Genomic DNA, 25,843 nt, shown 5'->3' with positions numbered 1-25,843 from the left:
CGCTTCGGCCCCGGCTGGGCAAAGAAGACCGGAAGCCGAGCCGATGCACTACCTGAGGCTGGCGGGCACTCCAGTCATTGCGTAGCGTGTGCCGCTAGCATTCAAGCGCAGGCACGGCTATCGCGAACACGCGCCTGTCGCGGCAACATGAGCGCGCGCTCTTGGGCAAGCGCTTTGGCCCCGTGAGGATCGAATTCCCCAATCGTGTCTGTTTGCCGCCCTCTTATGTTCGAAACTGGACCAGAATGTCGCTAGCATGACCTAAAGGTCGCCAAGGCGTTCTGTCCGACACTGTTCCGTCGCCTTTGTTGGCCCGCGACACCGGCCTATTTCGCCTAGCTCTTCTCTGGCCTCAGGCTAAGCCCGTAAAAGCATCACAGATTTTTTTCTTAGGTCGGCCAAATTGGCACGAGTTTTGAAGCCTCTTCGTTGCGGGCCGGGAGCCGCCGACCGACTTTCATTTCGTGGATGGCACGAATGGAACGAAGAAAGAAAAGCAAAATGTCAAATCCGCGTCGGATAGCGTCTATGGGCATGGTGTGCTCGGCGAAACCGCCCTTACCCAACAGCTCGCCGCCCTTGTCGACCCTTGCGCAGGAAAGCTTGGCCGGCGGCGGCTCAAACGCTCACCGCGCCGACTTTGTCCTGACCTCGAAGGTGCAAGATAACGTTCCGCATCTCGCCGCGCGATGTGCCTAGACAGTTACGCGTTAGCCGTTCTTGATAATCGGTCTTCCTTCGGAGGACGTCATCTATATGCCGTCTTAGGTCTTCGCTGCCGCAGCGCCCGCCGGTCACCTTCCGCCCTCGCTATTGAGTGAAGTGCCACCATGTCAGAACAACCCTTGCCGACGCTGCCGATGTGGCGTCTCGATCACATTGAGCCATCGCCCGAGATGTTGGCGCTACGCACCAATGGTCCGATCCACCACGTGCGCTTCCCGTCCGGGCACGAAGGCTGGTGGGTCACAGGCTATGACGAGGCCAAGGCGGTGTTGACCGACGCGGCGTTCCGGCCCGCGGGAATGCCGCCGGCGGCATTCACCCCGGATTCGGTGATTCTCGGTTCGCCAGGATGGCTGGTCTCGCACGAGGGGGGCGAGCATACGCGGCTACGCACGATCGTGGCGCCGGCCTTCAGCAACGGCAGGGTGAAGCAGCTCGCGCAGCAGGTGGAGGCGATCGCCGCGCAGTTGTTCGAGACGCTGGCGGCCCAGCCCCAGCCCGCCGATCTGCGGCGCCACCTCTCCTTTCCGCTTCCTGCGATGGTCATTGGCGCGCTGATGGGCGTGCTCTACGAGGATCACGCCTTTTTCGCCGGGCTGTCCGACGAGGTGATGACGCACCAGCATGAAAGCGGCCCGCGAAGCGCGTCGCGCTTGGCCTGGGAAGAACTCCGCGCCTACATTCGCGGCAAGATGCGGGACAAGCGCCAGGATCCGGGCGACAACGTGCTGACGGATCTGGTCGCGGCGATCGACCAGGGCAAGGCGACCGAGGAAGAGGCGATCGGCCTGGCGGCGGGCATGCTGGTGGCGGGGCACGAGAGCACCGTGGCGCAGATCGAATTCGGCCTGCTGGCCATGTTCCGCCATCCGCAACAGCGCGAACGCCTGGTCGGCGATCCATCCCTGGTGGACAAGGCGGTGGAGGAAATCCTGCGCATGTACCCGCCGGGCGCCGGCTGGGACGGCATCATGCGCTATCCGAGGACCGACGTGACCATCGCGGGCGTGCATGTTCCCGCGGAGAGCAAGGTGCTGGTCGGCCTGCCGGCGACGTCGTTCGATCCGCGCCATTTCGACGACCCGGAAATCTTCGACATAGGACGTGACGAAAACCCGCACCTGGCGTTCTCCTACGGGCCGCACAACTGCGTCGGCTTGGCGCTGGCCAGGCTGGAACTCAAGGCGGTGTTCGGTTCGATCTTCCAGCGCTTTCCCGCGCTGCGCCTGGCCGTGGCGCCCGAAGAACTGAAGTTGCGCAAGGAGATCATCACTGGTGGGTTCGAGGAGTTCCCGGTGCTCTGGTGATGCTCGGATGCCACCAGAAATCGCGATGTTCTCGAATTGCCGGCGCGCCTGCCGCGCGCCGATCAGATCAGCCAACCAACAGGTGACCAAGATGGACGTGCAAGAAACCACGGCAGCATGCCGGGACGCCTTCGCCGAACTGGCGTCGCCAGCGTGCATTCAGGACCCGTACCCATTCATGCGGTGGTTGCGCGAGCACGATCCGGTACATCGCGCGGCGTCGGGCCTCTTTCTGTTGAGCCGCCACGCCGACATCTACTGGGCGCTCAAGGCCACGGGCGATGCTTTTCGGGGGCCGGCGCCAGGCGAACTGGCGCGCTATTTCCCGCGTGCGGCGACCAGCCTGTCGCTAAGTCTGCTGGCGTCCACTTTAGCGATGAAGGAACCTCCAACGCATACGCGTCTGCGCCGGCTGATCTCGCGCGATTTCACCATCGGCCAGATCGACAAGCTGAGGCCGACCATCGCTCGCATCGTCGCGGCGCGCCTGGACGGCATGGCGCCCGCGCTGGAGCGCGGGGAGGCGGTGGACCTGCATCAGGAATTCGCGCTGGCCTTGCCCATGCTGGTTTTCGGCGAACTGTTCGGCATGCCCCCGGATGACATTCTCGGACTCATCACCGGCATCAGCGCCATTCTGGAAGGCCTGAGCCCGCACGCCAGCGATCCCCAGCTCGCCGCGGGGGACGCGGCCAGCGCCAGGGTGCAGGCCTACTTCGGCGACCTCATACAGCGCAGGCGCACCGATTCCCGCCACGACATCGTGTCAATGCTGGTCGGCGCACACGACGACGATGCCGAGACGCTGTCGGATGCGGAATTGATCAGCATGCTTTGGGGCATGCTGCTGGGCGGCTTCGCCACCACTGCCGCGGCCATCGGCCATGCGGTCCTGGCGATGCTGGCGTATCCCGAACAGCGGCACTGGCTGAAGGGAGATGCCGTGGGGGTGAAGGCTTTCGTCGAAGAAGCCCTGCGCTATGACGCGCCCGCCATGTTCAGCTCCATTCCGCGTATCGCCCAGCGCGACATCGAACTGGGCGGCGTGGTGATCCCGAAGAACGCGGACGTGCGCGTGCTGATCGCGGCCGGCAATCGCGACCCGGACGCCTTCGCCGATCCCGATCGCTTCGATGCCGTGCGGTTCTACGGCACCAGTCCTGGCATGTCGATCGACGGGAAGATCATGCTGACCTTCGGCCACGGCATCCACTTCTGCCTTGGTGCGCAACTGGCCCGGGTGCAATTGGCCGAGAGCCTGCCGCGGATCCAGGCGCGCTTCCCCACGCTGGCATTGGCCGAGCAGCCGACCCGGGAGCCCTCCGCGTTCCTTAGGACGTTCCGCGCGCTGCCGGTACGGCTGCATGGGCAGGAGGGCTGAGATGCGCGTCCTGGTCGATCAGGATCTGTGCGGAACGACCGGGCAGTGCGTGCTGACGCTGCCGGGCACCTTTCGCCAGCGCGAACCGGACGGCGTGGCCGAAGTGTGCGTTGCGACGGTCCCGCAGGCGCTGCACGCCGCCGTGCGGCTTGCGGCGAACCAGTGCCCGGTCGCCGCCATTCGGGTCATCGAAAGCGACGCTGGCCATGACGAGTGCGCCAGCGCCGACCCGGCGCCTTCTCCGACGCAGGCCCAGCGGCATGCCGCGAAAGACCAATGCAATTCAGGAGACACGATGGGACGGTTTGAAGGCAAGGTGGCCGTGGTGACCGGCGCTGGCGCCGGCATCGGCAAGGCATGCGCTCTCGCCATCGCGCGCGGGGGCGGCAGAGTGGTGGTGGCCGACATTGATGGCCCTGCGGCCATCGCCTGCACCGCGCAGATCGCGGCCGAAGCAGGCCACGCGCTGGCCATAGCCATGGATATCGCCGATGAGCAGGCGGTGGCAGCGCTGTTCGAGACGGCGGAGCGGCACTTCGGGGGGGTCGACCTGCTGGTGAACAATGCGAGCGCCATGCATCTGACCCCGCGCGACCGCGCCATCCTCGACCTGGACCTGGCAGTCTGGGACCAGACAATGGCGACCAATCTGCGCGGCACGCTGCTCTGCTGCCGGCAGGCCATCCCACGGATGATCGCCCGCGGCGGTGGCGCGATCGTCAACATGTCGTCGTGCCAAGGGCTCAGCGGTGACACGGCGCAGACGTCCTACGCCGCGTCGAAGGCGGCGATGAACATGCTCTCGGCTTCGCTCGCCACCCAGTACGGTCACTCTCAGATACGCTGCAACGCGGTTGCGCCGGGTCTTATCATGACCGAGCGTCTCCTCGCCAAGCTGGACGAGTGCATGCAACGGCATCTGCGCCGGCACCAGCTCCTGCAGCGCGTCGGCCGCCCCGAGGATGTGGCCGCGCTGGTGGCGTTCCTGCTCTCCGACGATGCTGCGTTCATCACCGGCCAGCTCGTGTGCATCGACGGCGGCATGCTGGCGCATGTGCCGACATATGCCGACGGTGGCAACAGCTGCGCCGCGCGCCCTGCAGGCGACACCGAATCGGCGGCGGCGGCGCGCTGCTGATGGACATGCTGCTCAATCCACTCAACCGGCGGCACCGGCTGCGATGCGACATCCCGGTCATGCCTGGCGCTTTCCCCCTGGTCGGGCATCTTCCCGCCATTGTCTGCGACCTGCCGCGCCTGCTGCGGCGCGCGCAACGCACGCTGGGCAGCCACTTCTGGCTGGATTTCGGCCCTGCCGGACATCTGATGACCTGTGTGGATCCGGACGCATTCTCACTGCTCAGGCACAAGGACGTGTCCTCGGCGCTGATCGAAGAGATCGCGCCCGAATTGCTTGGCGGAACGTTGGTTGCGCTGGACGGCGGCGCGCACCGGCAGGCGCGCGATGCCATCAAGGCAGCGTTTTTGCCCAGGGGGCTGACCCAGGCCGGGATCGGCGACCTGTTCGCGCCCGTCATCCAGGCGCGGGTGCAGGCATGGCGCGCCCGCGGCGAGGTACTCATCCTGCGCGAAACCGGCGACCTGATGCTGAAGCTTATCTTCAGCCTCATGGGAATCCCCGCGCAGGACCTGCCGGGATGGCATCGCAAGTACCGGCAATTGCTGCAGTTGATCATCGCGCCACCGGTCGACCTGCCCGGATTGCCTTTGCGGCGCGGCCGCTCCGCCCGCGACTGGATCGACGCGCAGTTGCGCCGGTTCGTCCGCGATGCGCGCGCGCATGCCGCGCGCACCGGGTTCATCAACGACATGGTGAGCGCTTTTGACAGCAGCGACGGTCCGCTCTCCGATGACGTCCTGGTCGCGAATATTCGCTTGCTGCTGCTTGCCGGTCACGACACCACTGCCTCGACGATGGCCTGGATCGTGATCGAGCTGGCGCGGCAGCCTGTGCTGTGGGACGCCCTGGTCGAGGAGGCGCAACGCGTGGGCGCGGTGCCGACCCGGCACGCGGACCTGGCGCAGTGTCCGGTCGCCGAGGCGCTGTTCCGCGAGACACTGCGCCTGCATCCGGCGACCACGCTCCTGCCGCGTCGCGCGCTGCAGGAATTGCAACTCGGCCAACGGCGCATTCCCGCAGGCACCCAACTATGCATCCCGCTGCTGCATTTCTCGACCTCGGCGCTGCTGCACGAGGCGCCTGATCAGTTCCGCCTGGCGCGGTGGCTGCTACGCACAGAGCCGATCCGGCCGGTTGACATGCTGCAGTTCGGTACCGGCCCACACGTCTGCATCGGCTACCACCTGGTATGGCTGGAAATGGTGCAGTTCTGCATCGCCTTGGCGCTGACCATGCACAAGGCCGGGGTGCGGCCGCAGTTGCTGAGCGACGTCGAAAAAGGCCGGCGCTATTACCCTACCGCACATCCGTCAATGAAAATTCGAATAGGCTTTTCATGAGCTGGCATCGCATGCCCTGTGTGGCAAGGCAGCGGCGCCGGCGGGGCGCGGCATTGCTGCACTCAGCGCACGCACTCGTGTGACGCCGGCAACACCGTGACGACTTGCGCTCGCCGTGGCCGTCTCAGCTACAAGGACATCAACAACATGCAGACCGGTTCCACTCCACGCGACCAAATTGGCGTTTCCGCATTCGGCGGATTGGGCGCGCAGGCGCGCGGCGCCTCTGGCGGGCTGCTCCCGGAGATCTGGATGCAGGACGGCGCAAAGCGGGTCGAACAGGCTCTGGGGCGTCTGCTCTGCGCCGAAGACGACGGTAAGACAGAGCTGATGGCGGCCATGCGCTACGCCACCTTGCATGGCGGGAAGCGCACCCGCGCCTTGCTCTGTCTGGCTGCCGGCGCACTGGCGGGCACGCCGGCGCACATGCTCGACGACGTCGGCGCCGCCATCGAGATGATGCACGCCTGTACCCTGGTCCACGACGACCTGCCCGCGATGGACGACGACGTGCTTCGCCGCGGCCTTCCGACCGTGCACGTAAAGTTCGGAGAAGCCACTGCGATCCTGGCCGGCGATGCGCTGCAGGCCCACGCCTTCCTCACCCTGGCGAGCCTGGATGCGCCGGGCGACAACCGTATCGCGCTCGTGCGCGAACTGGCGCAGGCGGTGTCCGCCGAGGGTGCCGCAGGCGGGCAGGCCATCGATCTGTCGTTGGTCGGAAAGCATGCCGGGCTGGACAGGATCCTGGCGATGCACGGGATGAAAACCGGAGCGCTAGTGCGCGCGTCGGTTCGCATGGGCGCGCTATACTCCATCGCGGAGGATGCCGCGCACGCTGCGCTGTATGCTGCGCTCGATCGCTACACCGCCTGTTTCGGCCTGGCGTTGCAGGTGGCCGACGACATTCTCGACGCGACGGCGGATACCGCGACTCTTGGCAAGACCCCCGGTAAGGACGCGGCGGCGCAAAAGCCGACCTGCGCGTCGATCATGGGGCTGCAGGCTGCGCGCCAGTTCGCCCTGTACTTGTTGCACGACGCCGGGGAGGCCATCGCCCCTCTGGGGCCGCGTGCGGAAGGGTTGGCGCAGATGCTGCAGCGGGCCAACCTCTATCTGTCCGCGCCATACGCATGAGCGTGCGCATCCGTAAGGACTCGCCCCTGTGCTGCTGCGATCGGCCGGCGGGCGCTGCATGCTGCACTGTGTCCGTGTCGGCGGCGACGTGCGCGGCGTCTGCCCGTTTCTGTTCTCGTTAGCCTTCTGCAGAAGGAACATCCCGCGTGAACTTGTCCGAACAGATCCTTTCCGAAATGCGCCACCTGCTGAGCGATATGAGCGACGGCGGCAGTGTCGGTCCGTCCGTCTACGACACGGCGCGAGCTCTGCAGTTCCACGGCAACGTCACCGGTCGGCAGGACGCATACGCGTGGCTCATCGCGCAGCAACAGGCCGATGGCGGATGGGGAAGTGCGGACTTCCCGCTGTTTCGCCATGCGCCTACCTGGGCGGCGTTGCTGGCATTGCAGCGTGCCGATCCTCTTCCTGGCGCTGCCGACGCAGTCCACGCTGCAACCCGGTTCCTCGAGCGCCAGCCCGATCCCTACGCGCATGCGGTGCCGGAAGACGCGCCCATCGGCGCGGAGCTGATCCTGCCGCAGTTGTGCGACGAGGCCGCATCCTTGCTGGGTGGCGTGGCGTTTCCGCGCCACCCGGCGCTGTTGCCGTTGCGGCAAGCACGCCTGGCCAAGCTGGGGGCAGTTGCGACGTTGCCGAGCGGCCATCCATTGCTGCACTCCTGGGAAGCCTGGGGGACGTCGCCGGCCACCGCATGCCCGGACGACGACGGCAGCATTGGCATCAGTCCAGCGGCCACCGCCGCGTGGCGTGCGCACGCCGTGACACAGGGAAGAACGCCGCACGTCGGGCGCACCGACGGGTATCTGCAGGCTGCATCGCGGGCAACGCGCACCGGCATTGAAGGTGTCGTTCCCAACGTCTGGCCGATCAATGTGTTCGAGCCATGCTGGTCGCTGTACACCCTGCATCTGGCCGGTCTGTTCGCGCATCCCGCGCTCGCCGAGGCGGTGCAAGTGATCATCGCGCAACTCGACGCCCGCCTCGGAGTCCGCGGTCTGGGCCCTGCCTTGCACTTCGCGGCCGATGCGGACGACACCGCCGTTGCGTTGTGCGTCCTTCGCCTTGCAGGCCGCGACCCGGCGGCCGACGCGTTGCGCCAGTTCGAAACCGGCGAGCTGTTCGTCACCTTCCCCGGCGAGCGCAATGCCTCGGTGTCGACCAACATCCATGCCCTGCATGCGTTGCGAATCTTGGGAAAACCCGCGGCCGGCACCAGCGCCTACGTCGAGGCCAATCGCAACCTGCACGGTCTATGGGACAACGAAAAATGGCACGTTTCCTGGCTGTATCCCACCGCGCATGCGATCGCTGCGCTCGCGCAAGGCAAGCCTCAGTGGCGCGACGAGCGCGCGCTGGCGGGGCTGCTGCGGACGCAGCGCGACGACGGCGGCTGGGGCGCCGGTCGCGCGTCCACATTCGAGGAAACCGCCTATGCGCTGTTCGCGTTGCACGTGATAGACGGGACCGAAGAACCGGCAGGGCGCCGGCGCATCGCGCAGGCGGTGGGGCGTGCGCTGAAGTGGATGCTCGCCCGCCACGCAGCCCATGCATTGCCCCAGACGCCGCTGTGGATCGGCAAGGAACTGTATTGCCCCACCCGGGTGGTGCGCGTGGCCGAACTCGCCGGGTTGTGGCTGGCGCTTCGCTGGGGGCGGCACGTCTCGGCCGAGGGAGCAGGAGCGGGGCCATGATCCCGACCGATCGCGCCCTGCAGCACGTGCTGGAGTGGGGGCGTTCCCTGACCGGGTTCGCCGACGAGCACGCTGTGGAAGCAGTCAGGGGCGGCCAGTACATCCTGCAGCGCATCCATCCGAGCCTGCGCGACGCCAGCGCCCGCACCGGCCGCGATCCGCAGGACGAAACGCTGATCGTGGCGTTCTATCGGGAACTGGCGCTGCTGTTCTGGCTCGACGATTGCAACGACCTTCGCCTGATCGCGCCGGAGCAGCTCGCTGCGGTGGAGCAGGCGCTGGGGCAGGGCGTGCCGTGCGCGCTTCCCGGATTCGAGGGCTGTGCTGTGCTGCGCGCTTCGCTCGCCGCGCTCGCCTACGATCGTCGCGACTATGCTCAGCTTCTCCACGATACCCGGTGCTACTGCGCGGCGCTGCGCGCCGGACACGCGCAGGCGGCAGGGGCGGAGCGCTGGTCCTACGCCGAGTACTTGCAGAACGGCGTGGATTCGATCGCCTACACGAACGTGTTCTGTTGCCTGTCCTTGCTGTGGGGGCTGGGCATGGCGACCTTGCGCGCGCATCCGGCGTTTCGTCAGGTCCTGCGGCTCATCTCCGCGATAGGCCGCTTGCAGAACGACCTGCATGGACGCGAAAAGGATAGGTCGGCCGGCGAGGCCGACAACGCGGCGATCCTGCTGCTGCAGCGCTATCCGGCTATGCCTGTGGTGGAGTTCCTCAAAGACGAGCTGGCCGGCCACACACGCATGCTGCACCGGGTGATGGCGCAAGAACGCTTTCCCCCGCCGTGGGGACCGCTGATCGAAGCCATGGCGGCCATCCGCGCGCAGTACTACGAGACCTCAACCAGTCGCTACCGCAGCGACGCTGCGGGCGGAGGCGAGCGTGCGCCGGCCTGAACGCGCGGGAGACGGCGGCGTCCGCGCGCTGCCGTCGGTCCGATCCGACGCAACGCCCTCGCCCGATGACGCGGAAGGAGCGAGCATCAGCGACACCAACCTGAGCCGGCGCAAGGACGACCACCTGGACATCGTGCTGGATCGGCGAACGGCACGGGCCAAGGCCGCTGGCTGGGAGTGCATTCGTTTCGAACACTGTGCATTGCCCGAGTTGGACCTGACGCAGATCGACCTCAGCGCCTCGCTGCTGGGCAAGACCATGCGCGCGCCTCTGCTGATCAGCTCCATGACCGGCGGCATGCCACGTGCCGAGGCCATTAACCGCCATCTGAGCGAGGCAGCGCAAGCCTTGGGGATCGCCATGTGCGTCGGTTCGCAGCGCGTGAGCCTGCAATCCCGCAACTCCCAGGGGCTGACGCGCGCGCTGCGCCGCCTGGCCCCAGACGTTCCCTTGCTGGCCAATATCGGCGCCGCGCAACTGCGTCAGCCCGACGGCCTTGACCTTGCCCGCCGGGCGGTGGATGCACTGGAGGCCGATGGACTCATCGTCCATCTCAATCCGCTGCAGGAAGCAGTACAGCCGGAGGGCGACCGCGACTGGCGCGGCGTCCTGGCGCAGATCGCTCGCGCCGCGCGCAGCGTCGGCGTGCCGATCGTGGCCAAGGAAGTGGGGTCGGGCCTGTCCGCCTCGGTGGCCTGTGCGCTCGTCGAGGCGGACGTGGCGGTGATCGATGTCGCCGGCGCCGGCGGCACCAGCTGGGCCGCGGTGGAGGGCGAGCGCGCCCCCGATGCCGCCGACCGCGCAGTGGCAATGGCATTCGCGGATTGGGGGATTGCGACCCCGGCCAGCGTGCAGGCGGTCCGTCGGGCCCTGCCAGCGGTGAAGCTGATCGCGTCGGGCGGGATCAGCGACGGCGTCGACGTGGCCAAGGCCATCCGCTTGGGCGCGGACATCGCCGGGCAGGCAGCCGGCGTGCTGCGCGCCGCTACGGTATCCACCGAGGCGGTTGTCGCGCATTTCGAGATTGTCATCCGCCAGTTGGCCGTCGCCTGCTTCTGCACCGGCTCGGCTGATCTGGCGGCGTTGCGTCAGGCGCGCTTGTTGCCCTCGGCGCACCTGCCCGCCGGTTGACGGCGGCGCCCGTACGTGCGGCGGGCGCTAGTCTTACTGAGTGAGAAAGTCTCGGAAGCGGGGGGATTGCCTGGTCGCGGGGTTGTTCGGGTGCTGCTTCGTGATCGGGGAGGCACCCCGCCATGCCCCTAACGGACAGCCGAGAGTAAAGCGGTATTCGACGGCTATGTCGATGCTTGATCAGGGTGACCGGTCACGCAGAGCGAGAAGCCCCTCAAAGGGTCGGAACACCAGGTGCGGCGGGAGACCGGCAGGAGCAGATGGTACAAAGCCATTGCCATCAAGGAGTGGCGATCACATTGACCTCCAGTCAGCGCGGCCGGCCGTATGAACCAGAAGAGGCGAGCGATTTCAGCTGCCGGACCGCCTTGATTTAACATTCCGATAGTTTCGGTGGGCTGATCGGGCGTCAGTTTCGGACGGCGTTCACCGTCGGGCGGCGCCAAATGCAGGAGGATTGATCTCTTTACGTATCATAAGGCTGATGCATGATATGGGAACAGATCATAACGTGTTGACTCCATCACTGGATAAGATACTCTGCCATATCATCCAGCGTTGGAATGGAACGTTTACGTATCATATGGACTCTCAATCGGAAATTCTACGCGAAATCGGTGGGCTTTTCAGGCAGGCGAGGCTGGCCGCTGCGATGACGCAAGAGCAGGTCGCTGATTTGGCGGGTATATCCCGTCCCCGATATCGCGACATCGAAAAGGGAGCCGCAGCCGCGCGTGCAACAACGCTCATGAATATCGCTCGCGCGCTCGGTCTGGAAATGATGCTGGTTCCGCAAGTCATGGTGCCGGCTGTCCAGGCTCTATTGCGTCCGCATGATGATGGCGATCGACCGGCCTTTGTTTCTCAACCTGACGATGACGATCATGCCTCCAGTCTTTCGCGCACCTAAGACGATCCCGTCGCTGGACGTGCTCTTGAACGCAGTGAAGATCGGCACGATCGTCAGGACGCCGGGTGATTTCAATGCATTCAACTTCGATGAGGCCTACCGCGCGACGGGCGGCTTTCCGGTTCTCAGCCTGTCGTTCCGGGCAGCGACGGGAGGATTGCGGAAAGATCCGAAGCCTCTGGCAAGCGCCTTGCCCGCTTTCTTCGCGAACCTCCTGCCGGAGGAGAAATTGCGGGAGGCGATGGAAAGGCACCACGAAGGCAATGTGCGGCCAGGCAATGACTTCGATCTTTTAGCGGCACTAGGCGCCGATCTGCCGGGAGCCGTACGGGCGTTGCCCAGTGACGGCGCGATAGCGGTTTCGCAGGATGCTTCAAAGGATCAGCCCAAGGCACGGTTCTCGCTTGCCGGCGTGCAGATGAAGCTGTCGGTCATGAAGAACATTGGAAAAGGCGGCGGCCTTACCTTGCCGATGGACGACGAGCAGGGCCGGTACATTGCCAAGTTCCCTTCGACGGCCTTTCCGGGCGTTTCCGAGAACGAATTCGCTAACCTGGCGCTAGCAGCAGCAATCGGCATGGACGTTCCTGAATGCGAACTGGTCGAGAAGTCCGATTTTGAGGGCGTTCCCGAAGAATTCAACACGCTGTCTGACGGCAAGGTCCTTCTCGTCAAACGCTTCGATCGCGGCGCCGGTGGCGAGAGGATACACATCGAGGATTTCGCTCAGGTCTTCGGTGTCTACCCTTCGCGCAAATATGAGGGGGCTGCTTATCACGACATAGCCTTGGCTCTTGGCGTGGCCGTCTCGCCTACGGCGGCTCTCGAGTTCGCCCGCCGCCTGGCACTGACCGTCATCACCGGCAATGGCGACATGCACCTGAAAAACTGGTCTTTGATCTATCCCGGTAACGGCGACAAGCCGGCGCTTGCACCAATCTACGACCTCCTATCCACCGTGCCATATATTCCCGCCGACGCCATGGCGCTGTCGCTTGGAGGAGAGCGCTCGTTCAGGGCGCTGGCAGCACCGCGATGGAAAGCATTTGCGAACCGTGCACGGCTTCCGGAGCCAGCAGTCCTGAAGGCAGTGGTCGAGACGGTCAAACTCGTCAACGAACACTGGTGGCGTCTGCCTGAGCGCGACGTTGTCGCAGCGAAAGTGCTCGAGCGGATCGACGGACATGTGAAGGCGATGACGCCGATACTGAACTCCTGTGCCGACAAGTGAGCCGACCCCCCGAATTGCTGATATAGCGGGACCATCCGCCTGTGGCACCGGATGAGTGGCCGCGGACCGATGGTATGCCAGCGTCGCGCGCAGGATTCTACGCAGTCTCGACGAGGACACGCGAGACGAAGCACGTCAGCTCGCTGGCAGAAAGTTTCGCAGCTTCCCGCAAGTAGGTTGAGATGCTGTTCGTCCACTTCAACATAACGACGCGGTGCAAACGAATTCGGTGACTGAGGATCGCGATCCGACGCTTTGTGTCGCCAATGTCGCGTCCGCTACACGGGCTGTTCCGACGATCCTTTCTTGGAACTCAAGCTAAACCCCTGAAAAGCAACCATGAAATTATTCTTCGGTTGGATCAGCCAAGTTGGCACGAGTCTTGAGATCCTTAGGTGCGAGGCGGCTACAGCTGCCCGACCGGCATTCATGTCGCGGCAGCCGCGATGAATGGAACGAAGGAAGGAAAGCTACATGTCAGGTTTGCGTCAGATCGCCTTTTACGGCAAGGGCGGCATCGGCAAGTCCACCACGTCCCAAAATACGCTCGCCGCCCTTGTCGACCTCGGGCAGAGAATCCTCATCGTCGGCTGCGACCCTAAAGCCGACTCCACCCGCCTGATCCTGAACGCGAAGGCGCAGGATACGGTCCTGCATCTCGCGGCAGAGGAAGGTTCGGTGGAAGACCTGGAACTCGCGGACGTGCTCAAGGTCGGCTACAAAGGCATCAAATGCGTGGAGTCGGGCGGACCCGAGCCGGGTGTCGGCTGCGCCGGCCGCGGCGTGATCACCTCGATCAACTTCCTCGAGGAGAACGGCGCCTACGACGACGTCGACTATGTCTCCTACGACGTGCTCGGGGATGTGGTGTGTGGCGGTTTCGCGATGCCGATCCGCGAGAACAAGGCCCAGGAAATCTATATCGTCATGTCCGGCGAGATGATGGCGCTCTATGCCGCCAATAACATCGCCAAGGGCATCCTGAAATACGCCCATTCGGGCGGCGTGCGGCTCGGCGGCCTGATCTGCAACGAGCGCCAAACCGATCGCGAGCTCGACCTCGCCGAAGCGCTGGCTTCTAGGCTCAATTCCAAGCTTATCCACTTCGTGCCGCGCGACAACATCGTCCAGCACGCCGAGCTCAGGAAGATGTCTGTCATTCAGTATGCGCCGGACTCCAAGCAGGCCGGGGAATACAGGGCGCTGGCCGAGAAGATTCACGGGAATTCGGGCCAGGGCACCATCCCGACCCCGATCACCATGGAGGAGCTCGAGGACATGCTGCTCGACTTCGGCATCATGAAGACCGACGAGCAGATGCTTGCCGAGCTTCAGGTCAAGGAAGCGGCCAAGACTGCCGCACAGTAGCGACTGCTGCCGACATGAGGCGCCGCCTGACGTGGTGCGCCTTTCAAAGAACGGCGCCTCGTCTGTGAGGCGTCACCCTGAACCTTGAAAGGGGTCCCATGAGCCTGGAATACGAGAATGACGGTGCCCTCCATGCGAAGCTTATCGAGGAGGTGCTGTCGCAATATCCTGACAAGTCGGCGAAGCGCCGCAAAAAGCACCTCAGCGTCGCAAAGAGCGGCGACGAGGCTGGCGAGGAAAGCGAGGTCCTTTCCGAATGCGATGTCAAATCGAACATCAAGTCCATCCCCGGCGTGATGACGATTCGCGGCTGCGCCTATGCCGGCTCGAAAGGCGTGGTGTGGGGTCCAGTCAAGGATATGGTCCATATCTCGCACGGGCCGGTCGGCTGCGGGCAATATTCCTGGTCTCAACGCCGCAACTACTACGTCGGCACGACCGGCATCGACACGTTCGTCACCATGCAGTTCACCTCCGATTTCCAGGAGAAGGACATTGTTTTCGGCGGCGACAAGAAGCTGGAACGGATCATCGACGAGATCGAGGAACTGTTTCCGCTGAACAAGGGCATGACTGTGCAATCCGAATGCCCGATCGGCCTGATTGGCGACGACACCGAAGCTGTGTCCCGCAACAAGGCCAAGGAGCACGAAAAGACAATCGTGCCGGTGCGCTGCGAGGGCTTCCGCGGCGTCTCGCAATCCCTCGGTCACCACATCGCCAATGACGCGATCCGCGACTGGGTGTTCGAGAAGAAGGAAGTGGAGTTCGAGGCCGGCCCGTACGATGTCAATGTGGTCGGCGACTACAATATCGGCGGCGACGCCTGGGCTTCGCGCATCCTGCTCGAAGAGATGGGCCTGCGCGTGGTCGGCAACTGGTCGGGCGACGCTACGCTGGCCGAAATAGAGCGGGCGCCAAAGGCGAAGCTAAATCTCATCCATTGCTACAGGTCGATGAACTACATCTGCCGGCACATGGAGGAAAAGTATGGCATCGCCTGGATGGAGTACAATTTCTTCGGCCCCTCCCAGACCGAAGCCTCTCTGCGCAAGATAGCCAAGCACTTCGGGCCGGAAATCGAGGCCAAGGCCGAGGTGGTCATCGCCAAATACCGGCCGTTGGTCGATGCCGTAATCGCCAAGTACCGGCCGCGCCTCGAAGGCAGGACGGTGATGCTCTATGTCGGCGGGCTGCGCCCCCGTCACGTCGTCACGGCATATGAGGACCTGGGCATGGTGATCGTCGGCACTGGCTACGAATTTGGCCATAACGACGACTATCAGCGCACCGGCCATTACGTGAAGAAGGGCACGCTGATCTATGACGACGTGACTGGCTACGAGCTGGAGAAGTTCATCGAGGGGATCCGTCCTGATCTCGTGGGCTCCGGCATCAAAGAAAAGTACCCGGTCCAGAAGATGGGCATACCGTTCCGTCAAATGCATTCCTGGGATTATTCCGGCCCGTATCACGGCTATGACGGCTTCGCCATCTTCGCCCGCGACATGGATCTGGCCATCAACAACCCGGTCTGGAACCTCTACGACGCCCCCTGGAAGAAAAAAGCCGAGCCGTCGGCGGCGATCGCAGCCGAATGAAGCCCTGGCCTCCCGGAAGCCGGGAGGCCGTGAACGCCTGTGGCCTTTGTCCGCGGGAGAGCTGAACCGTTTCGATGTCCCTGTGCCGCGTATGGCGGGCCAGATGGAAAGAGGTAACCACTTATGCCGCAGTCGGCTGAAAAAGTTCTCGACCACGCGCCCCTGTTCCGCGAGCCGGAATACAGGCAGATGCTCGCCGAGAAGAGGCTGAATTTCGAATGTCCTCACCCGGACCAGATCGTTACCGACCAAGGCGAATTCACCAAGACGTGGGAATACCGCGAAAAGAACCTTGCTCGCGAAGCGCTTGTCGTGAACCCCGCCAAGGCCTGCCAGCCGCTCGGCGCGGTGTTCGCGGCCGCAGGCTTCGAGCGAACCATGTCCTTCGTCCACGGCAGCCAGGGCTGCGTGGCCTATTACCGCTCGCACCTGTCGCGCCATTTCAAGGAGCCTGCTTCGGCGGTTTCCTCCTCGATGACCGAGGACGCGGCAGTGTTCGGCGGCCTGAAGAACATGGTAGACGGGCTCGCCAACACGTACCAACTTTACGACCCAAAGATGATCGCCGTCTCGACCACTTGTATGGCGGAGGTCATTGGCGACGACCTGCACAGCTTCATCGAGAACGCCAAGGACGAAGGCTCGGTCCCGCGCGACTTCGACGTGCCCTTCGCCCACACGCCGGCCTTTGTCGGCAGCCATGTCGACGGCTATGACGTTGCGGTCAAGGGCATTTTGGAGCATTTCTGGAAGGGCGAGGAGCGAACGGAAGCCGAGGGAACCATCAACATCATTCCGGGCTTCGACGGGTTCTGTGTCGGCAACAACCGGGAACTCAAGCGCCTGCTCGATCTGATAGGCGTGTCCTATACTTTCATCCAAGACGCCTCTGACCAGTTCGACACGCCGTCCGACGGCGAATACCGCATGTATGACGGCGGCACGAAGATCGAAGACGTGAGGAAGGCACTCAACGCCGAGGCGACACTTTCGCTTCAGCATTACAACACCCGAAAAACACTGGAGTATTGCGAGGGGGTAGGGCAGGCGACTGCCTCGTTTCATTACCCGCTTGGAGTCCAGGCGACCGACGACTTGCTGATGGAGGTCTCCGCGATTTCCGGCAAGCAAATCCCCGAGGCAATCCGCCTGGAGCGCGGCCGACTTGTTGACGCCATGGCCGACAGCCAATCCTGGCTGCACGGTAAGAAATACGCCATTTACGGTGATCCGGACTTTGTCTACGCCATGGCCCGCTTCATTATGGAGACGGGCGGCGAGCCGACCCATTGCCTCGCCACCAACGGCACCTCGGCATGGGAAGCGGAGTTGAAGGCACTGCTTGCATCATCGCCCTTCGGCAACGGTGCTCAAGTCTGGGCGGGCAAGGACCTCTGGGCGATGCGCTCGCTGCTCTTCACCGAGCCAGTGGACCTGCTGATCGGCAACTCCTATGGCAAGTATCTGGAGCGCGACACGGGCACGCCGCTGATCCGGCTGACGTTTCCGATCTTCGACCGCCACCATCACCATCGGTTTGCGCTCATGGGCTATCAAGGCGGATTGCGCGTACTGACGACGATCCTGGACAAGATCTTCGACAAGCTCGATCGCGAGACAAGCGAGACGGGCGTGACGGACTACTCGTATGACCTCACCCGCTAAGCATGACGGTCGGCTTTGGCCGGTCGTCTTCCCGAGGGACTTTGGAGACCGACGCAATGTCCTTGCTCAGAGCCAAAATCCAGGATGTCTTCAACGAGCCCGCCTGCGAGCAGAACCGCGGCAAGGATGCCAAGGCCCGCAAGGAGGGCTGTTCGAAGCCACTGACCCCCGGGGCGGCGGCCGGCGGCTGTGCCTTCGATGGCGCCAAGATCGTACTGCAGCCGATCACCGACGTCGCACACCTGGTCCATGGGCCGCTCGCCTGCGAGGGCAATTCCTGGGACAACCGCGGTGCGGCTTCGTCCGGGCCAACGCTGTGGCGCACGAGCTTCACGACCGACCTCACCGAACTCGATGTTGTGATGGGGCGGGGCGAGCGGAAGCTTTTCAAAGCGATCCGCGAGATCAAGGAAGCGTATGGGCCGCCGGCGATCTTCGTCTATCCGACCTGCGTGACGGCGCTGATCGGCGACGACATTGAGGCCGTGTGCAAACGCGCGGCGGAAAAGTTCGGTCTACCGGTGGTGCCCGTCAATGCGCCGGGCTTCGTGGGCTCCAAGAATCTTGGCAACAAGCTTGCCGGCGAGGCGTTGCTCGAGCATGTCATCGGCACGGTGGAGCCCGACGAGGCCGGCCCTTACGACATCAACATCCTTGGCGAATTCAACCTCTCGGGCGAATTTTGGCTGGTGAAGCCGCTGCTGGATCGGCTCGGCATTCGGGTGCGCGCCTGCATTCCGGGCGACGCGCGTTACTTCGACATTGCCTGCGCGCACCGCGCCCGGGCGGCTATGGTGGTGTGCTCGACCGCGCTCATCAATCTCGCCCGCAAGATGGAGCAGCGCTGGGACATCCCGTTTTTCGAGGGCTCCTTCTACGGCATCACCGACACCTCGGAAGCGCTCCGACAGATCTCTCAGCTGCTCGTGCAGAAGGGTGCCGATCCGGAGATCCTCGGCCGCACCGAGGTATTGATTGCAGAGGAAGAGGCAATCGCTTGGAAGAAGCTGGCCGCCTACCGGCCGAGGCTCGAAGGCAAGCGCGTGCTGCTCAACACCGGCGGCGTGAAGTCCTGGTCGGTCGTCCATGCGCTGATGGAGATCGGGATCGAGATCGTCGGCACCTCTATCAAGAAGTCGACCGTCGAAGACAAGGAGCGCATCAAGCAGATCCTCAAGGACGACAACCACATGTTCGAGCAGATGGCTCCGCGCGAGCTTTACGCCATGCTCTCGGAACACAAGGCCGATATCATGCTGTCGGGCGGGCGCACGCAGTTCATCGCCCTGAAGGCCAAGACACCCTGGCTCGATATCAACCAGGAGCGCCAACATCCTTACGCCGGCTATCACGGCATGGTGGAACTCGTACGCCAGATCGACCTCGCTATTCATAACCCGATCTGGCGCCAGGTGCGGGAACCGGCACCATGGGATTGCCAGCCCGCGGTGAGGCAGGAACTGCCGCGCACGAAAAACGAGACCGCGACCTTGCATGTTGTCCAGGAATTCGCCGGCACGACGGCCGGTAATTTCGGCGAGTGTTGAGGAGAGCCGATGGTCCGCATCCTTCCCCAGACCAAAGCGGCGGCGGTCAATCCGCTGAAGTCATCGCAGCCGCTGGGTGCCGCCTTGGCCTTTCTTGGCGTCGACGGCGCGATGCCGTTGTTCCACGGCAGCCAGGGGTGCACCAGCTTCGCGCTCGTGCTCTTCGTGCGGCATTTCAAGGAAGCCATCCCCCTGCAGACAACGGCGATGGACGAGGTGGCGACGATCCTCGGCGGGGCAGACCATCTGGAAGAGGCGATCCTCAACCTGAAGGCCCGCACAAAGCCCACACTGATCGGGGTCTGCACGACGGCGCTGGTGGAAACCCGGGGCGAAGACTGCGCAGGCGATATCGCCAATATCAGGCTGAAGCGCAGGGAAGAACTCGCGGGTACGGAGGTGGTGCTAGCCAACACACCGGATTTCGATGGCGCGATCGAAGAGGGCTGGGCCAAGGCTGTCACCGCGATGATCGAAAGGATTACGCGGCCCGGCGAGCAGGCGCGGCAGTCGAAGAAGATCGTGATCCTGCCTGGCTGGAACCTCACTGTGGCTGATATCGAGCATTTGCGTGAGATGGTTGAAAGCTTTGGACTGAAGCCGGTGATTCTGCCGGACGTCTCCGGCTCGCTCGACGGTACGGTGCCCGACCGCTGGGTCACGACCACCTATGGCGGCACCAGTGTCGAGGATATCCGTGAGCTTGGCACGGCCGAGCAATGCATCGTCATCGGTGAGCATATGCGCCGCCCGGCCGAGCTGCTGCAGAGGTTGACCGGCGTGCCTTACGTGCTGTTCCGGTCGCTGACTGGATTGAAGGACACCGACCGGTTCGTCTCGCTGCTATCCGCAGTTTCGGGCGCGGCAGCGCCGGTTGGGGTGCGCCGTCGCCGGGCGCAGTTGCAGGACGCGTTGCTCGACGGACATTTCCACTTTGGAGGCAAGAAAATTGCGATCGCTGCTGAACCAGACCAACTCTACCAACTCGCGAGCTTCTTCATCGGAATGGGCTCCGAAATCGCGGCGGCGGTCACAACGGCCGCTATGTCGAAAATTCTGGAGGAAGTACCAGCGCAGTCGGTTCAAATTGGCGATCTCGGCGATTTGGAAGCTCTTGGCGCCGGCGCTGATCTTTTCGTTACTCATTCCCACGGCCGCCAGGCGGCGCAGCGCCTCGGCATTCCGCTCATGCGGGTCGGCTTCCCGATCTTCGACCGGCTCGGCAGCCAGCACAAGCTCACAATCCTCTACCAGGGGACCCGCGACCTGATCTTCGAGGTTGCCGGCATTTTTGAAGCCAACTGGCACGCGCCAACGCCTGAAGCGCCTGATCCACTCCGTAAGCGAGAAATCCCAGATGAGCTCCGTTCGTCGCCTCTCGCTCGTCACTGACGAGGTTCGCGCACCGGCGCCGAAACGCCAAGCCGGCGCATTGCGCGTAGCGATCGCCACCCAGGACATGAAGAACCTCAACGCCCATTTCGGATCGGCCAGGCGCTTTGCTGTCTACGACGTGATGCGCGAGGAGTGGAATCTCGTGGAAGCCGTGGCCTTTGACGACGTTTCCGACGAGAGCGGGAAGCACCGAACCGAGGGCGATGACCGCATCACCCCGAAGGTGGAGGCGCTAAAGGGCTGCCATTTGCTGTTTTGTCTGGCAATCGGCGGACCTTCGGCAGCCAAACTTGTTTCCGCAAAGATCCATCCGATCAAAGTGCCGCAGCCCCAGACCATCCAAGAGGTGTTGTTGCGCACGCAGATGATGCTCAGGACGTGTCCTCCCCCTTGGCTGCGCAAGGTGCTGGCGCAGGCAGGTGCCGCCGGACAGAAACCCTCCTTCGAGGACGAAAGCTGAAATGAGGAGTGGGCGAAATGTTTGAATCCGCTGTTAGCCCTGCCGCCACCGAGGATGAGGCGGCCCTTGCCACCCCGTTCGTCAAATGCCTCGTGCGGCTGATCCGTGCCAATGATTCCCATGGGTCATGGGAAGGCAAATCGGACGCCGAGCTGCTGGGCGACTTCATCATCACCAGGGAACAGCGCCGTGCAATTCCCATCATCGGCGATCCCGATCCGGACGTGCTGTGGAGGCTCGATAAGTTCTACACCGCCGTCGGGCTTGCGATCGAGGAGCGCTCCGGCCTGATGGCATCGCCGATGATGGAGATGAGCCACGAGGGCTTCGGGCGCGTGCTCTTCACGGCCGGGCGACTGGTCGTTCTGTCCAAGACCCTGCGCGACGTCCATCGGTTCGGCTTCGAGACGTTCTGGAAACTCGCTGCGGCCGGTACCCAACTGGCCGGCGATGCCACCGCAGCCATTGAGGCTTATCCCGAGGTGGCGCGGGCGTGATGGAACCGATTTTCGATCAAGGGGATCATGTCAGGCCTTGAGGACATGCGATGGCCAGCCCACTCAACCGAGGCGGTCGATGCCTATTTGGTTCTTGGGGCAGCGCTGATGAAGCCACTGGTCCTGATCTGTTCGCAAGATGCTGAGTTGTATCTGTTCCTCAGCCATATTCTGGGAGTGGACGGCTTCACGAGTGAGCCGGCAGGCGGGGTGAAGGAAGCACTTGCATTGGCCGATCAACGGGAGCTCCAGGCGGTAGTGCTGGACTGCGGGCCGGCAAGCGCGACAGGCTCCACAATCTGCGCCCGGTTCAAGGGGGAGCCCCGGACCGGCGGCCTGCCCGTAATTGCGCTGATCGCGCCCGGCGCCGAGAACCAGCACCTCGATCTCTTGAAGGCTGGTATTGACGAGAGCTTTGTGCGGCCCTTCGCGCCGGCCAAGCTGCTTGACTGTCTACGGATGAAGCTGGCGCTGCCACAGCCGGGTTCAAACGGGATAAAAAACGGCAGCTGGCTCTGTTGCGGCAGCCTTGAGATGAAGCTCGATGCTCACCGGGTTCGAGGTAATGGCCACGACATCCATCTCGGACCTCTCGAATTCAACCTGCTGCGGCAATTTCTTGAGGCTCCCGGCAAGGTCTTCAGCCGAGACGAGCTGATCGACGCGGCCTGGCCGGACAATATCCATATCGGTGAACGCACTGTCGACGTACATATCAGCCGGATCAGAAAGGCGCTGAAGGCGGCCTCGCCAAGTAGCGTCATTCGTACTGTCAGGTCTGCCGGCTACTCGCTCGAGAAGCCGGACGACTGAATAGCGAACGGATGGTGTGCCACTCTCCATCTTAGTTGGAAGGCAAGTCTTGCGGCTTCGAAACGAGCTATGAGCGCGACTAACTCAGGGGAAGCATTCAAATGGCCTTCAAAAGCCTACTCAGTGTAGCGGGAGCTGACCACTCCGATCGGGACGTCACAACAGCTGCGAGCTTGTGCGCCGAGGTCGGCGCACATTTGTCCGTCCTGATTATGTCGCCTCCGCCTCTCGTTATGGCGCCTCCGCCGCTGGGTGATGGCCTCCCCGAATGGCCCAGACAACGCGCACACGCCATTGCCGCACTGGAAAAACGGTACAGGCAAATCGAGAGATTTTCACAGGACGCGGCCAGTCTGGAAAAAACATCTAGGGAAATTCACTGCTGAGAGCCACGTGGCCATGCTATGATGTCGATATTGCCAATTGCGATCAGGCCAGCATCGGTGACGCGGTGCGAGAGCGGGCGCTCTGCAACGACCTGACAATCGTCCGCCCCGCACTTCTCAACGACATTAACGTAGGTCCCCTTGTTATCAACGCCAGCCTGTTCGACACAGGAAGCCGGTGCGTGTCGTGTCGGACGGCGCGGAGGTGACTCTATCTCGTGCCGGTCGGCTGGGACTCGCGAGTCGAGACGTCCCGTTCGATTCGGGAAGCGCTGGATCTGCAAACCGGTGCCGAGGAAGTTCGTGTCGCAGTAGTCGGTCCGGAGGTGACCTGCACCGGAAACGGTACCGAGCCGGGAGCCGATATCGCTGCCTATCTCACTCGGCAAGGTGCTCGGGTGTCGGTTGACCTGCTGGCAGCGCCGGGAAATCGGCAGCCACGATTCTCGCGCAGCACGCAATCGACACGTCTGCCGATATGATAGTCATGGGCGCTTATGGCAGCCGCCGGCTGCGCGAGCGGCTCTTCGGTGGCGTGACGAGATGGATAGTTCGGAAGCCGCCATTGCCGCTGTTTTTGGCTCGCTGACGGGCTTGAAGTAGCACCGATGCTGTTCGAAGCTCTACTCCCCTGGGTCACCTATCCTGATGCCAAGTCGGAGAAAGGTCGCGGCAAAGGCGCAAGTCGCGAAGCTCATGAGCAACTTGCAAGCGCCGTCGCGAAGAACATTCCCCGAACGCCACTAACGCTCGGTGTCTGCTCGCCGAGACAACCCGTAACGCGCAGACAAACGGCCCGGCAGAAGCCCAGGCCTCCTCAATGCGCTCAAAACACCGATACTCGAGCCGGCGTCAGGTCGAGAAAGAGACTCGTTTCAGCGCCGCAGGCCGCGTTCGGACCGTAGCCTCATCGTATTGGCGTTATCACGATTTCCTTCACCACTGGCCGGGAACGGAACACGGCAACGACCGTGCAGCGGCCAAGGCCCGACCTTCGAGTCCGACGGTCGCACTCTTGCCGGCTCTCGGCGCGAACGGTGGCATCAATCACGTGTCATCGCCTGGGATGGTAGCCGGTTAGCGGCGAGGGCGGCCGCATCTTCGACGTTTTCAGTCTGCGGCCCACCGCGTGGCCACCGAGCGGCGTTGAGGCCGGTCAATTCCCACAACGCTCACATTCGCACCAGGCGGTCCCTCAAGGACCTGTGTACAGGGATAGAACAACAAAGCAGGAATCCGGGAGAGTTCACCGGCCTGGCACATGCCGGCACACATCGGCTCTCTTCGCCACGATCATCGTCGTCAATCTCGCGTTATTCGCAACCCGCAGCCGGACATGACCGGCTTCGTCGTGAAACTCTGGCGTTGCGAGCCAGGGATTCAAGCGCAAGCGGAAGAGCTAGGGCAGAGGCGATGCTCGGATGGAGCGGCGCCTGCAATCGCAATGGCGTTCCGCTGAGTGACCGCAACGGCCAAAAAGGTCAAGCACAAGGCTTGAGGCGGACGATGATGACGAGGCTGGGCGGTAGCCGACGCGATCATGCTCTGTTCGTCCCTATATGTCGAGACGTCCGTGGCCACGCTTCTGTGCCGACGCGAAGCGGAGGTGCGCGTCCAAGAGCTGACAATGGCAGAAAACATGTCGCGACTGATACAACCGGCTATCTGAGCGCCCCGGGAGCTTTTGTAAGTAGGATCAAGTGGATACTGCACGCTGAGCGCGTTGGCATGGCCTTTGCGAATTAAGATTCAGCAACACTGAGTGAAGGCTGACTGCACGCAGATGCGCAAGACGAGCGATGCTCTCCCTTCGTTGAACCCTCGTGCCCCGTCTCAAAAGGGGAACAAGCTTGCGCATAAAGCCACGCAACCTTTGGCAACAGCTTCGGAGGGCAAGATATGTTGCGGATGGGGTCTCCGGCTCCTTCGATCAAAGTGGAGGACTGGCTGCGTGGCGAGCCCCTTGCGGACTTCCAGCCCGGCAAAGTTTATATCGCCCAGTTTTGGGCAACTTGGTGCGAACTATGTGCGGCGGAGATGCTCGAGCTGATGCAGCTACAGGAGAAATACAAGGACAGCGGACTTGAGATCGTCGGGATCGCGGCTGATGAAGACGCTCCAACGGCCGTCGAGGCCCGGACCAAGTTGGACGCGTGGTTGGCCGAAAAGTGCCCGGATCTGAATCATCGGATTGCGTTCGACTTCACAGGCGAAATGAAGAAGCTTTGGAGGGAACCCAGCTTTTGCGTCGGGGTTCCGACCTCGTTCGTAGTCGACCGAGACGGCTGCATCGCCTTTATCGGTCATCCGAGCCAACTAGGTGAGGTTTTGCCGAAAGTGCTCAACGACAGCTGGCGTACCAGCAACAAAGCGAAAGCGGCCGATCAGGAGCGGATCGCAACAAGCGAACCCCTGGCGCGCGGACAAGCGTTGAAGAAGCCGATCGATGACAGGTTCTGGGCGGCGGTGAAGTTGGAAGATTGGAAGACGGCGCTCTGGGCGATCGAAGAGGGCATTGCCTTTATGCCGGACGACCTCAATTTCCGCCTGGCTCATGCGCATCTGTTGCTCCAAAAAGTGCAAGACATGTGGACCGGCTTGCCCGTGATGCGCCAATTGGTTCGGGACGCGATCGACAAAAATTCCGAGGATTGGATGGTTTCGGCGCTAGACCAACTTTTCCATCCGGCCAATGACCATTCGCGCCTTCCCCCTGCTGAGCGCTTCGCGATGGGCAAGGAGCTGTCCGAACACATTCTGGCGCTGAATCCCCCGCAAGGCGACAGTCCTAAGCTCCGGTCCTATCCCGCGGTCGCCCGGTACTATCACGAGAACGGCAACAATGATCGCGCGATCGAGTTGGCCGAACTGGCACTGACGTCGCTGGACGGTCCGGAGCCTATCCCAGCCGAATTGAAAGAGCAGCATCTGCCGGATTTGCTGCAGGCCCTCGCCAACTACAGGGGTGCGAAGGCTTGTTGCGGCGCTCTCTTTGCGGCTCCGCAAAAGAGTTTCCCGAAGGTGCCAAAGCGCGGTCGGCCGAGGAGGAAAGATAGAAAAGGGTAATTGGTCGAAATGGCTTACTGGCCAATTCGACCATTTCCCTGGCGTGACCGCAGGAAGGAGGTCCATGCAGCACTTGGTCCATCGTTTGCAGCAGGATCGACGCTCGAATCTTCATGGCCTCCCGCATTGCGGCGGAAGCGATCTTCG

20 protein-coding genes and 1 pseudogene are annotated in these 25,843 nt (G+C 63.1%); all 21 read left to right on the top strand.

The window, feature by feature from the left end; translation table 11 throughout:
- Nucleotides 1-830: 830 nt before the first annotated feature.
- The 21 genes and pseudogenes from NKI64_RS27385 to NKI64_RS27285 all read left to right on the top strand — a co-directional run bounded on the left by NKI64_RS27385 (nucleotide 831) and on the right by NKI64_RS27285 (nucleotide 25,696).
- A complete protein-coding gene (locus tag NKI64_RS27385; RefSeq protein WP_352671251.1) occupies nucleotides 831-2,033 on the top strand; it encodes a cytochrome P450 in 1,203 nt (400 codons plus the stop codon).
- A gap of 91 nt (nucleotides 2,034-2,124) precedes the next feature.
- Nucleotides 2,125-3,414: a cytochrome P450 gene (locus NKI64_RS27380; RefSeq protein ID WP_352554149.1), complete on the top strand. Its 1,290-nt coding sequence runs from the start codon at nucleotides 2,125-2,127 to the stop codon at nucleotides 3,412-3,414.
- Nucleotides 3,398-3,541 (top strand): annotated as a pseudogene (locus NKI64_RS27375) (ferredoxin); the annotation flags it as partial. The gene NKI64_RS27380 and the pseudogene NKI64_RS27375, both read left to right, overlap by 17 nt.
- Before the next feature lie 168 nt (nucleotides 3,542-3,709).
- Nucleotides 3,710-4,552 carry an SDR family oxidoreductase gene (locus tag NKI64_RS27370; protein ID WP_352671310.1) on the top strand — a complete coding sequence of 281 codons (843 nt, stop codon included), beginning with the start codon at nucleotides 3,710-3,712 and terminating at the stop codon, nucleotides 4,550-4,552.
- The gene (locus NKI64_RS27365) at nucleotides 4,552-5,895 is read left to right on the top strand and encodes a cytochrome P450 (protein ID WP_352671248.1); all 1,344 of its coding nucleotides are present in this window, start codon (nucleotides 4,552-4,554) and stop codon (nucleotides 5,893-5,895) included. The genes NKI64_RS27370 and NKI64_RS27365 overlap by 1 nt, the downstream gene beginning before the upstream one ends.
- Before the next feature lie 147 nt (nucleotides 5,896-6,042).
- Entirely contained in the window at nucleotides 6,043-7,032 is a 990-nt protein-coding gene (locus NKI64_RS27360) for a polyprenyl synthetase family protein (protein ID WP_352671245.1), read from the top strand.
- Between the two features lie 176 nt (nucleotides 7,033-7,208).
- Nucleotides 7,209-8,726: a hypothetical protein gene (locus tag NKI64_RS27355; RefSeq protein ID WP_502901405.1), complete on the top strand. Its 1,518-nt coding sequence runs from the start codon at nucleotides 7,209-7,211 to the stop codon at nucleotides 8,724-8,726.
- On the top strand, nucleotides 8,723-9,625 hold the full coding sequence (locus NKI64_RS27350; RefSeq protein WP_352671239.1) for a terpene synthase family protein: 903 nt from the start codon (nucleotides 8,723-8,725) through the stop codon (nucleotides 9,623-9,625). The genes NKI64_RS27355 and NKI64_RS27350 overlap by 4 nt, the downstream gene beginning before the upstream one ends.
- A gap of 28 nt (nucleotides 9,626-9,653) precedes the next feature.
- Nucleotides 9,654-10,757 carry a type 2 isopentenyl-diphosphate Delta-isomerase gene (gene fni / locus NKI64_RS27345; protein ID WP_502901404.1) on the top strand — a complete coding sequence of 368 codons (1,104 nt, stop codon included), beginning with the start codon at nucleotides 9,654-9,656 and terminating at the stop codon, nucleotides 10,755-10,757.
- Between the two features lie 583 nt (nucleotides 10,758-11,340).
- Nucleotides 11,341-11,667: a helix-turn-helix domain-containing protein gene (locus NKI64_RS27340; RefSeq protein ID WP_352671304.1), complete on the top strand. Its 327-nt coding sequence runs from the start codon at nucleotides 11,341-11,343 to the stop codon at nucleotides 11,665-11,667.
- A complete protein-coding gene (locus tag NKI64_RS27335; protein WP_352671302.1) occupies nucleotides 11,642-12,898 on the top strand; it encodes a type II toxin-antitoxin system HipA family toxin in 1,257 nt (418 codons plus the stop codon). The genes NKI64_RS27340 and NKI64_RS27335 overlap by 26 nt, the downstream gene beginning before the upstream one ends.
- Before the next feature lie 474 nt (nucleotides 12,899-13,372).
- Nucleotides 13,373-14,266, top strand: a complete 894-nt coding sequence (gene nifH, locus NKI64_RS27330; protein WP_023763052.1) for a nitrogenase iron protein — start codon at nucleotides 13,373-13,375, stop codon at nucleotides 14,264-14,266.
- A 98-nt stretch (nucleotides 14,267-14,364) separates the two neighbouring features.
- Nucleotides 14,365-15,867, top strand: coding sequence for a nitrogenase molybdenum-iron protein alpha chain (nifD, locus tag NKI64_RS27325; protein WP_023736345.1), 1,503 nt, complete (start codon nucleotides 14,365-14,367; stop codon nucleotides 15,865-15,867).
- Between the two features lie 123 nt (nucleotides 15,868-15,990).
- Nucleotides 15,991-17,532, top strand: a complete 1,542-nt coding sequence (nifK, locus tag NKI64_RS27320) for a nitrogenase molybdenum-iron protein subunit beta (RefSeq protein ID WP_352671235.1) — start codon at nucleotides 15,991-15,993, stop codon at nucleotides 17,530-17,532.
- A 56-nt stretch (nucleotides 17,533-17,588) separates the two neighbouring features.
- Entirely contained in the window at nucleotides 17,589-19,079 is a 1,491-nt protein-coding gene (nifE, locus tag NKI64_RS27315) for a nitrogenase iron-molybdenum cofactor biosynthesis protein NifE (RefSeq protein ID WP_352671232.1), read from the top strand.
- Nucleotides 19,080-19,088: 9 nt separating this feature from the next.
- A complete protein-coding gene (nifN, locus tag NKI64_RS27310; RefSeq protein WP_352671229.1) occupies nucleotides 19,089-20,471 on the top strand; it encodes a nitrogenase iron-molybdenum cofactor biosynthesis protein NifN in 1,383 nt (460 codons plus the stop codon).
- The gene (gene nifX, locus NKI64_RS27305; RefSeq protein WP_352671226.1) at nucleotides 20,437-20,934 is read left to right on the top strand and encodes a nitrogen fixation protein NifX; all 498 of its coding nucleotides are present in this window, start codon (nucleotides 20,437-20,439) and stop codon (nucleotides 20,932-20,934) included. The genes nifN and nifX overlap by 35 nt, the downstream gene beginning before the upstream one ends.
- Nucleotides 20,935-20,951: 17 nt before the next feature.
- Complete coding sequence (locus NKI64_RS27300) at nucleotides 20,952-21,431, top strand: NifX-associated nitrogen fixation protein (RefSeq protein ID WP_352671223.1); 480 nt, start codon at nucleotides 20,952-20,954, stop codon at nucleotides 21,429-21,431.
- Nucleotides 21,432-21,539: 108 nt separating this feature from the next.
- Entirely contained in the window at nucleotides 21,540-22,244 is a 705-nt protein-coding gene (locus NKI64_RS27295) for a response regulator transcription factor (RefSeq protein ID WP_444848990.1), read from the top strand.
- Between the two features lie 864 nt (nucleotides 22,245-23,108).
- Nucleotides 23,109-23,219: an adenine nucleotide alpha hydrolase family protein gene (locus NKI64_RS27290; protein WP_352671217.1), complete on the top strand. Its 111-nt coding sequence runs from the start codon at nucleotides 23,109-23,111 to the stop codon at nucleotides 23,217-23,219.
- A gap of 1,310 nt (nucleotides 23,220-24,529) precedes the next feature.
- Entirely contained in the window at nucleotides 24,530-25,696 is a 1,167-nt protein-coding gene (locus NKI64_RS27285; RefSeq protein WP_352671214.1) for a TlpA disulfide reductase family protein, read from the top strand.
- Nucleotides 25,697-25,843: the final 147 nt, after the last annotated feature.

This window comes from Mesorhizobium sp. M0478 (assembly GCF_040321305.1).
GTDB lineage: Bacteria > Pseudomonadota > Alphaproteobacteria > Rhizobiales > Rhizobiaceae > Mesorhizobium.
The sequence above is the reverse complement of the archived record's forward strand: the minus strand, read 5'-3'. Positions and strand labels throughout refer to the sequence as shown.

Bases quoted from the DNA above. Each gene is read 5' to 3' on its own strand.
- NKI64_RS27355 (WP_502901405.1), top strand. From the start codon at position 7,209: ATGCGCCACCTGCTGAGCGATATGAGCGACGGCGGCAGTGTCGGTCCG.
- NKI64_RS27340 (WP_352671304.1), top strand. From the start codon at position 11,341: ATGGACTCTCAATCGGAAATTCTACGCGAAATCGGTGGGCTTTTCAGG.
- NKI64_RS27350 (WP_352671239.1), top strand. From the start codon at position 8,723: ATGATCCCGACCGATCGCGCCCTGCAGCACGTGCTGGAGTGGGGGCGT.
- NKI64_RS27370 (WP_352671310.1), top strand. From the start codon at position 3,710: ATGGGACGGTTTGAAGGCAAGGTGGCCGTGGTGACCGGCGCTGGCGCC.
- nifH (WP_023763052.1), top strand. From the start codon at position 13,373: ATGTCAGGTTTGCGTCAGATCGCCTTTTACGGCAAGGGCGGCATCGGC.
- NKI64_RS27360 (WP_352671245.1), top strand. From the start codon at position 6,043: ATGCAGACCGGTTCCACTCCACGCGACCAAATTGGCGTTTCCGCATTC.
- NKI64_RS27385 (WP_352671251.1), top strand. From the start codon at position 831: ATGTCAGAACAACCCTTGCCGACGCTGCCGATGTGGCGTCTCGATCAC.
- NKI64_RS27285 (WP_352671214.1), top strand. From the start codon at position 24,530: ATGTTGCGGATGGGGTCTCCGGCTCCTTCGATCAAAGTGGAGGACTGG.
- NKI64_RS27335 (WP_352671302.1), top strand. From the start codon at position 11,642: ATGCCTCCAGTCTTTCGCGCACCTAAGACGATCCCGTCGCTGGACGTG.
- NKI64_RS27300 (WP_352671223.1), top strand. From the start codon at position 20,952: ATGTTTGAATCCGCTGTTAGCCCTGCCGCCACCGAGGATGAGGCGGCC.
- NKI64_RS27295 (WP_444848990.1), top strand. From the start codon at position 21,540: ATGAAGCCACTGGTCCTGATCTGTTCGCAAGATGCTGAGTTGTATCTG.
- nifE (WP_352671232.1), top strand. From the start codon at position 17,589: ATGTCCTTGCTCAGAGCCAAAATCCAGGATGTCTTCAACGAGCCCGCC.
- NKI64_RS27365 (WP_352671248.1), top strand. From the start codon at position 4,552: ATGGACATGCTGCTCAATCCACTCAACCGGCGGCACCGGCTGCGATGC.
- nifK (WP_352671235.1), top strand. From the start codon at position 15,991: ATGCCGCAGTCGGCTGAAAAAGTTCTCGACCACGCGCCCCTGTTCCGC.
- NKI64_RS27380 (WP_352554149.1), top strand. From the start codon at position 2,125: ATGGACGTGCAAGAAACCACGGCAGCATGCCGGGACGCCTTCGCCGAA.
- nifX (WP_352671226.1), top strand. From the start codon at position 20,437: ATGAGCTCCGTTCGTCGCCTCTCGCTCGTCACTGACGAGGTTCGCGCA.
- nifN (WP_352671229.1), top strand. From the start codon at position 19,089: ATGGTCCGCATCCTTCCCCAGACCAAAGCGGCGGCGGTCAATCCGCTG.
- nifD (WP_023736345.1), top strand. From the start codon at position 14,365: ATGAGCCTGGAATACGAGAATGACGGTGCCCTCCATGCGAAGCTTATC.
- NKI64_RS27290 (WP_352671217.1), top strand. From the start codon at position 23,109: ATGATAGTCATGGGCGCTTATGGCAGCCGCCGGCTGCGCGAGCGGCTC.